At 66.3% G+C, this 7,723-nt stretch carries 6 protein-coding genes and 2 pseudogenes; 4 read left to right on the top strand and 4 right to left on the bottom strand.

Features of this window, described 5'->3' with window-relative positions; translation table 11 throughout:
• Positions 1-214 (top strand): hypothetical protein (locus tag QN347_RS18170; protein WP_323494289.1); only part of this gene is annotated, 214 nt, incomplete at its 5' end.
• Positions 215-309: 95 nt separating this feature from the next.
• Here the strand turns inward: QN347_RS18170 and istB (QN347_RS18175) are convergent.
• The 4 genes from istB (QN347_RS18175) to QN347_RS18190 form a co-directional block, all read right to left on the bottom strand.
• Entirely contained in the window at positions 310-1,038 is a 729-nt protein-coding gene (gene istB / locus QN347_RS18175) for an IS21-like element helper ATPase IstB (RefSeq protein WP_322164131.1), read from the bottom strand.
• The gene (gene istA, locus QN347_RS18180) at positions 1,025-2,539 is read right to left on the bottom strand and encodes an IS21 family transposase (protein WP_322161045.1); all 1,515 of its coding nucleotides are present in this window, start codon (positions 2,537-2,539) and stop codon (positions 1,025-1,027) included. Before istA ends, istB (QN347_RS18175) begins: the two co-directional genes overlap by 14 nt.
• A gap of 192 nt (positions 2,540-2,731) precedes the next feature.
• Positions 2,732-4,033 (bottom strand): Hsp70 family protein, encoded by a 1,302-nt coding sequence (locus tag QN347_RS18185; RefSeq protein WP_322161044.1) that lies wholly within the window; start codon positions 4,031-4,033, stop codon positions 2,732-2,734.
• 176 nt (positions 4,034-4,209) lie between these two features.
• Positions 4,210-5,409 carry an IS256 family transposase gene (locus QN347_RS18190; RefSeq protein ID WP_322161042.1) on the bottom strand — a complete coding sequence of 400 codons (1,200 nt, stop codon included), beginning with the start codon at positions 5,407-5,409 and terminating at the stop codon, positions 4,210-4,212.
• Positions 5,410-5,513: 104 nt separating this feature from the next.
• Here QN347_RS18190 and QN347_RS18195 point away from each other — a divergent pair.
• From QN347_RS18195 to QN347_RS18205, 3 genes and pseudogenes are all read left to right on the top strand, one after another.
• A pseudogene (locus tag QN347_RS18195) lies at positions 5,514-6,320 on the top strand (IS21 family transposase); the annotation flags it as partial.
• The gene (gene istB / locus QN347_RS18200) at positions 6,317-7,156 is read left to right on the top strand and encodes an IS21-like element helper ATPase IstB (RefSeq protein ID WP_322161040.1); all 840 of its coding nucleotides are present in this window, start codon (positions 6,317-6,319) and stop codon (positions 7,154-7,156) included. The pseudogene QN347_RS18195 and the gene istB (QN347_RS18200), both read left to right, overlap by 4 nt.
• 103 nt (positions 7,157-7,259) lie before the next feature.
• Positions 7,260-7,582: pseudogene (locus QN347_RS18205) on the top strand (transposase); the annotation flags it as partial.
• Between the last annotated feature and the right edge of the window lie 141 nt (positions 7,583-7,723).

Here is a 7,723-nt window from a genome sequence, read left to right on the forward strand (position 1 = left end):
CTCCAACTATTACAAGCCGTTCCACTGGCTGACGGTCGACGCCGACATTGCCTATGCCCATGCCCGCTTCCGCGATTACGATCCGGTCGGTCAGCACATTCCGGGCGCGGTCGAGGGGGTTGCCTGTCAATCGGCGTGCAGACGGGACCCCCGATCGGCGTCGAATAGGGACCCCCTTGGCGATGATGCGTGTGCTGGTGGGGATGGGCGATAGTCGCGATGCTTGCGCTGCAGGGAGGGCGTAGCCCGACCGGAGGCGCAAGCATCGCGAAGCCGTCTTGCTGTTGGTGGTGGCGGTGGCCTGGGGCCTCAGCTCCGGTTCTTGAACCGCCAGCTGTCGTTGCCGGTCTCGACGATGTCGCAGTGGTGGGTGATGCGGTCGAGGAGTGCGGTGGTCATCTTGGGGTCGCCGAACACGGTGGGCCATTCGCCGAATGCGAGGTTGGTGGTGATGATCACCGAGGTCCGCTCGTAGAGTTTGCTGACAAGATGGAACAGCAGCTGGCCGCCCGAGCGCGCAAACGGCAGATAGCCGAGTTCGTCGAGGACGATGAGATCGAGCCGGGCGAGCTGGGCGGCGAGTGCGCCGGCCTTGCCAATGCGGCTCTCCTCCTCGAGCCGGGTGACGAGATCGACGGTGTTGAAGTAGCGTCCACGGGCCCCGGCGCGAACGACGCTGGCGGTGATGGCGATGGCGAGGTGGGTCTTGCCGGTGCCGGTGCCGCCGACCAGCACGACATTGCGCCGCCCGGGCAGGAATGAGCCGGCATGGAGAGAGCGCACCAGCCATTCGTTGATCGGCATGCCGTCGAACACGAGCGCGTCGATATCCTTGATCACCGGCAGCTTGGTGGCGCCCATCCGGTAGCGGATCGAGGCGGCGTGGCGGTGAGCGGCTTCGGCGCGGAGTAGATCGGTCAGGATCTCCATGGCCGTGCGGTTGCGCTGGATGCCGGTGGTGACCGCCTCGTCGAACGCGCCTGCCATGCCCTTGAGGCCAAGGCCTCGCATCGCGTCGATCATCTCATGCCGCTGCACGGGCATCTCGAAGCTGATCGTAACGAGCACAGTTGGCGACCGGCGGATGCGCCAGCGCCAGGTCGGCCGACGTGACAATGGTCAGCGGCCGGGGCGGTTCGCGTCGCCGCGACAGGATATTGAGGATCACCTCGTCGCTGGCAGCCCCTTCGTCCAGCGCCTCACCGATTGCCGCCTCAACGGCATCGAGACCGTCGGTGAGGACCGCTGCCAGCACGCGGACAAAGCGCCGGTCGGCTTCGTCACCGGTGCCAAGCCTGCGACGCAGGCGCGTCAGCGCCGGCGGCAGGGTCCAGTCGTGGAACGGCGCACCGTTCCGCCACGCGCCGGGCTTCTTCGCCAGCACCGGCAGGTAATGCCACGGATCAAGGATCATCCGGTCGCGTCCGAAGAAGCGCGGATGCTCGGCAACGACATCGTCGCCGCAGCGAACGATGATCCGGTCGGCGTAAGCCCTGACCTGTACGACGCGGCGAACCGCTCGGGCCATCACCGAGTAGCGGTTGCGGTCAAAGCTGATCAGGCAGGTGCCGGTCACCGCATGATCGGTCTCGTGGAAGCCGTCGAACGGTGCCAGCATCGGCTGCAGCGCCGGTCGCTCGGCGTCGAGCGCCGCCGCGACCGTCATATCCTTTTGCTCGGGATGAGGATGAAGCATGGCCCAGCGGCGACACTCGGCCTCGAGCCAGCCGTTGAGTTCCGCGAGGCTGGCGAACCGCAAGCGCGGCTGGAAGAACCGACCGCGCATCGTCTGCACCTGGTGCTCGACCCGCCCCTTCTCCCAACCCGCCGCCGGCGAGCAGGCGGTCGGCTCGACCATGTAATGGTCCGCCATCACCAGGAAGCGCCGGTTGAATACGCGCTCCTTGCCGACGAACACTGTCGTCACTGCCGTCTTCATGTTGTCGTAGATCCCGCGCAGGGGCACGCCGCCGAAGAAGGCGAACCCGCGCGCATGCGCGTCGAACACCATCTCCTGCGTCTCGCGCGGATAAGCCCGCACATACACCGCCCGCGACGCGCACAGCCGCATGTGCGCAACCTTCACCCGCACGGGCAAGCCGGCGATCTCGACGTCCTCGTGGCTCCAGTCGAACTGATAAGCCTCGCCCGGCCTGAACAGCAGCGGGATAAAGGCTGGCGCGCCGTCGCCGACACCCTTGCGCCGCTCGACCGTCCAGCGCGACGCGTAGCGGCGGACGGCATCGTACGAGCTTTCGAAGCCGTCGCGCAGCAGCAGGTCGTGAACCCGCGTCATCCGCAGCCGGTCCCGCCGGGACCTCGCCTCGTTCTCGACGAGCAGCCTGTCCAGCCGCTCCTGAAAGGGACCGATCCGGGGCAGCGGCTGGACCGTGCGATGATAGTCAAACGCCCCTTCGGGCGCGCGGATCGCCTTGCGCACCACCTTCCGCGACAACCGCAAATCCCGCGCAATTGCCTTGATCGGCTTGCCGCCTGCGTACTCGCGCCGGACCCGTACAACCGTCTCCACTACCAGCATCCCAATCTCGCCCCCCGGACAATCCAGAAAGCTCGCTAAACTATCGAAATGAGGGGTCCCTGTTGGACGCCGATCACCCCGCTAACGGGGTCCTTTTTCCACGCCGATCTACACTGAAAGGTCGGCGCGCAAATTGGCTCGCGCTTCCGAGGTCGGACACCCGTTCACGACCCCCGAACACGAGACCTTCGTCTAGGCCGCCCATTCCGCCGGGTTTGCCTGCTCTCCGATGAGGGCGAGTCCGTGCGCGATCGATGTGAGCTCGCCGCCGGTGGCGATCCTGTCGGGATCGAAACGGCGCTCGAACATGGCGCGAACCGCGGGGATCAGCGAGGATCCGCCGGTCAGGAACACTCGGTCGACATCCTGAACCGCAGTGCTCGCGCGGGCGAGCACTGCGTCCAACGTGGCTTCGATCCGCCGAAGATCGTCCGCAATCCACTCCTCGAAATCGGCCCGGCGCACTTCGGCCGCGATCTCGACGCCGTCACCGCTGAACCGTAGCTCCGCATGCTCTGCGGCGGACAACTGGCGCTTGAGCCGCCCGACGGTGTCGTAGAGCGGAAACCCCTGCTCGTGCTCGATCATTGCGATCATACGGCCGATATGCCCGGGCTCGAGCGCGTCCCGCTGAAGGCGAGCCAGCTCGTCCAGTGTTCGCCGATTGCGCATCAAGGCGAGCCGGGACCAATCGGCGAACTCGGCGTAGTAGCCATCGGGTATGTCCAGCACCTTGCCCATTGAGCGGTAGCGTCCGCCCTTGCCCAGGAGCGGGAGCACCAACCGTTCCACGATGCGCTGATCAAATCGGTCGCCGGCAATGGCGACGCCGGACGACGCCAGCGGGACGCACCGCCGCGAAGCCCCGACCTCGCCGACGCGGACCAGCGAGAAGTCCGTCGTGCCACCACCGAAGTCCGCCACCAAGATCGTCGCAGGCTCGGTCAGGCGAGCAGCGTAACTGAACGCGGCGCCCAGCGGCTCGTGAACGTAGAACAACTCGGTGCCGAATTCGCGGAGCATCAGGTCGTAGCGCTGCCGGGCAAGCGCCGGATCGGGTCGCGCGCCCGCATACTCGACGGGGCGGCCCACCACCACGCGCGCGGGCCGATCGTCCAGCCGACCCCCGGCGTGTGCGACCAACCTCTGCAGGAACAACCTTCCCAGATCCTCGAAGCGAAACGGTCGATTGAAGATCAGCGCCCGTTCGAAGAGCGGGCTTGCCGCAACCGTCTTGAACGACTGCACGAAGCGACTGTCGAGGGGCGACTGGAGATATTCGGCGATCGCCCATGGCCCTGCCTCGTGCGCCACCCCGTTTCTGGCTTGCTCGTCCTCCCAGAAGCACAGTGCAGAGCGAAACACGGGACCGGTAGTCTCCCCGCCGGCGAATTCTACCAGGCGAGAGTTCCCTGCTCCGTCGGCGAGCGCCGCGACCGTGTTGCTCGTGCCGAAGTCGAGCCCGAGCGCGACCGCAGCCTTGGTGGTGCCCACGATGTACTCCTTGCGCGCAGATGGCTCCGCCGGTGCGGCACGCGCTTCTGACCGACGCGGAAGCAGGCCGCAACCATCGCCGCTAGCGCCCTCATGTGTTCTTCGTCCGATCGTGTCCCACTGAGTGGTGTAGCTTCGCCGGGGTAGTCCGGTGATCTCCGGCGAGGCCGGATTGATCAAGCGGCCATGGCTGGCAGCTCGACGAGCGGATCCTCGCTCATTTGCGAGATGCTTTCCAGTGTCATGTAACGGAAACGCTGGACGGCCCATTCGTCGTTCTGTTCGAGCAGGATCGCGCCGACGAGGCGGGTAATGGCCTCCTCATTGGGGAAGATGCCGACGACGTTGGTCCGTCGCTTGATCTCGCCGTTGACGCGTTCGATCGGGTTCGTCGAATGCAGCTTGAGCCGGTGCTGTGGTGCAAAGCTCATGTAGGCGAGGACGTCCTCCTCGGCGGTATCCATCAACGTTGCCAGCTTGGGCACGGTCGGGCGGAGCTGGTCGGCGACCTTGCGCCACTGGCCCTTGGCGGCGTCGGGCGTTTCCTGGGCGAAGGCGGTGGCAATGAAGGCCGAGACAACGCGGCGGCCGCTTTTGCCGGCGTGCGCCAGTGCGTTGCGGGAGCAGTGCACCCGGCAGCGTTGCCACGTGGCGCTGAACACGCGGGAGACGGAAGCCTTGATGCCCTCATGGGCATCCGAGATGACGAGCTTCACGCCGCGCAAACCACGACGCGCGAGACCGCGCAAGAAGTCGGTCCAGAAGGTTTCGGCCTCCGACGCGCCGATCGCCATGCCGAGCACCTCGCGGCGACCGTCGCTGTTAACGCCGACCGCGATGGTGACCGCGACCGAGACGATGCGGCCGTTCTGGCGGACCTTGAGATAGGTGGCGTCGATCCAGACGTAGGGCCAGTCGCCTTCGATGGGACGCTCGAGGAACGCCTTCACGCGGACGTCGATCTCTTCGCACAACCGGCTGACCTGGCTCTTGGAAATGCCGCTCATCCCCATGGCTTTGACGAGGTCATCGACCGACCGCGTCGAGATGCCCTGGATATACGCCTCCTGCACGACTGCGGTCAGCGCTTTCTCGGCAAGGCGTCGGGGCTCGAGAAAGCCGGGGAAGTAGCTGCCCTTCCGGAGCCTGGGGATGCGCCGCTCGACGGTGCCGGCCCGGGTCTCCCAGTCGCGCTCACGATAGCCGTTGCGCTGGGCGAGCCGGTCGTCGCTCTTCTCGCCATAGCCAGCGCCGGTCAGGCCACCGACCTCAAGGGACATCAGCCGTTGCGCGGCAAAGCCGATCATCTCGCGCAGAAAATCAGCGTCGGCGCTCTTCCCCACCAGCGCCTGCAGGTTCATCATATCGTCGGTCATCGGTGATCTCCGTCGGTTGAGTGTCGCAACCCAAACCTATCCGAAGATCGCCGGTGGCCAACCGCGAGCTACACCACCACCAGGGACACGACCCACCGAACCCACCGAGCCGCAACGATCGCGGCGTTGCCCACGAGAATGGCTCGATCGAGAGTCCGCACGGACATCTCAAGAAGGCGGTCACCGACGCGCTGCTGATGCGGGGCACCAGCGACTTCGCCGATCTCACCGCCTACCGCGGCTTCATCGACGAGATCGTCAGCCGCAAGAACGCGCGGATCGCCAGACGCATCGAGGCCGAGCGCGCCGTCCTCCAGCCGCTGCCGGGCCGCCGGACCTGCGATTACGAGGAGACGATCGTCACCTCGTCGAGCGGCTTCACCCTGCGCAAGGTGTTCTACACCGTGCCGTCACGGCTGATCGGCTACCGCCTGCGGGTCCGGCTCTTCGACGACCGCCTCGAGCTGTTCATGGGCGGTACGCCGCTGATGACGCTCGACTGCGGCCGGGCCGATGCCAACGGCAAGCACGGCCACGTCGTCGATTATCACCACGTCATCCACGCCCTGCGCAAGAAGCCGATGGCACTGCTCGGGCTGGTCTACCGTGCCCAGCTGTTCCCGCGCGACGCCTATCGACAGACCTTCGACCGGCTGCTCGAGCAACTCCCCGAACGCCCCGCCTGCCGGCTGATGGTCGATCTGCTGTTTCTCGCGCATGACCGGAACTGTGAAGCCGAGCTCGCCACGGTCCTCGTCGGCGAACTCGCCGCCGCCCGCCTGCCTGACATGGCGACGCTACGATCCCGCTTCGCGCCCGATCCCGCGATGCTGCCCGACGTCACCGTCACTCGTCTTCCGCTCAGTGCCTATCAGGCGTTGCTGGGCCAGCAGAGCGGGGTGCCGGCATGACCGGCACCATCGACGACGCCCGGCTGACCCTGATGCTTAACGACTTGCGTCTGCCCGCGATCAAGCAGGGCTGGCCGGCGTTCGCCCTACGCTCCGACAAGGAGGGCTGGCCGGCGGCGCGCTTCCTCGCCGCGCTGGCCGAGCACGAGGTCGCCGAACGCGACCGCCGCCGCATCGAGCGTCATCTCGCCGAGGCCCGGCTCCTGCCCGGCAAGACCCTCGACAGCTTCGACGTCGACGTCGTGCCGATGATCTCCAAAGCCCATGTCATGGCGATCTGCGCCGGTGACGCCTGGATCGCCAGCGGGGCCAACATCATCCTGGTCGGCGGACCCGGCGGCGGCAAATCGCATCTCGCCTCCGCGATCGGCCTCGGCCTGATCGAGAATGGCTGGCGCGTGCTGTTCGCCCGCACCTCCGACCTCGTCCAGAAGCTCCAGGTCGCTCGCCGCGAACTGGCGCTCGAAACGGCCATCACCCGGCTCGACCGCTTCGACCTGCTGATCCTCGATGACCTCGCCTATGTCAGCAAGGACCAGGCCGAGACCTCGGTGTTGTTCGAGCTGATCAGCGCCCGCTACGAACGCCGCTCGACGCTGATCACCGCCAACCAGCCGTTCGGCGAATGGGGCAAGATCTTCCCCGATTCCGCCATGACCCTCGCCGCCGTCGACCGCCTCGTCCATCACGCCACGATCTTCGAGATGAACGTCGACAGCTTCCGCCGCCGCGCCGCTGCCGACCGCAAACACCACGGCGCCGGCCGACCCCCAAGCTACGCGACAATCAAGAATATCGCCGCTGTGTCGCCCAGCGACAATCAACTCGAAACTTGAGGCTTGCCAGCGACAAACACACCGCACATCTTGGCCCCGTCGCGGTCAGACGTTCTCATCCTGATCGTCGCGCTCTCGTACCCGGATCGTCGCGCAACACGGCATTACCCGGCGCTGGGCGCGGCGGGGAACACGACCGTCAGCACCCAAGGATCAGCGCACCACCTCGGCGTACATCTACGGCGCGATCTGTCCGGCCGAGGGCAAGGGCGCGGCGCTGGTGCTGCCCCGCTGCAACACCGAAGGCATGACGGTGCACCTCGCCGAGATCGCCGCCGCCGTCGCGCCGGGTGCCCAGCCGTGCTGCTCCTCGATCAAGCCGGATGGCATCTCTCGGCGGGCCTCGTCATTCCCGGCAACATCACGCTACTGCCGCTGCCGGCGAAATGCCCCAAGCTCAACCCCGTCGAAAACGTCTGGCAGTTTGAACCGTCCCGGGTTTCTCGGAGGCTCCTACTTGTGAGAAGGAGCTACCATGAGCAAGACGACAAACAAGTTTTCACCTGAAGTCCGTGAGCGCGCGGTTCGGATGGTTGACGAGCATCGTGCCGATTACGGTTCGGAATG

Origin of the sequence: Sphingomonas sp. 10B4, assembly GCF_035019905.1 — a bacterium.
GTDB lineage: Bacteria > Pseudomonadota > Alphaproteobacteria > Sphingomonadales > Sphingomonadaceae > Sphingomonas > Sphingomonas glacialis.